Source organism: Corallococcus praedator, from assembly GCF_003612125.1.
GTDB classification, from domain to species: domain Bacteria; phylum Myxococcota; class Myxococcia; order Myxococcales; family Myxococcaceae; genus Corallococcus; species Corallococcus praedator.
The window spans coordinates 1-462 of the sequence record NZ_RAWI01000951.1; the positions used below are offsets into that span (position 1 = coordinate 1).

The following is a 462-nucleotide window of genomic DNA, read 5'->3' on the forward strand; positions in this document are numbered from 1 at the left end:
AAAAATAATTCTGTATTTTTGGGTGACAAAACAAAACTAAATTATGGACAATATAAAATCGTATGTGCAGCAGCACAAAGACCGATTCATCAACGAACTTATCGAACTGCTTAAAATTCCTTCCGTTTCTGCCGATACCGCTTACTCCCAGGATGTTATCGATACCGCCGAAGCGGTAAAAACCAGTCTCGAAAAAGCGGGTTGTGATTTTGTCGAAATCTGCGACACACCTGGCTACCCAATCGTTTACGGAGAAAAAACAATCGACAAAAACTTACCGACTATCCTTGTTTACGGACATTACGATGTGCAACCACCCGACCCAATGGAATTATGGACTTCCCCACCTTTCGAACCTGTCATCAAAAAAACCGACATCCATCCCGAAGGCGCGATTTTTGCCCGCGGTTCCTGTGACGACAAAGGTCAGATGTATATGCATGTAAAGGCTTTGGAATATAT

At 42.6% G+C, this 462-nt stretch carries 1 protein-coding gene; it reads left to right on the forward strand.

The genetic code is table 11. The features are described 5' to 3' along the window. Positions 1–64 precede the first annotated feature (64 nt). The coding region (locus D7Y13_RS50095; protein WP_208734610.1) for a M20/M25/M40 family metallo-hydrolase at positions 65–462 on the forward strand (398 nt) is incomplete at its 3' end.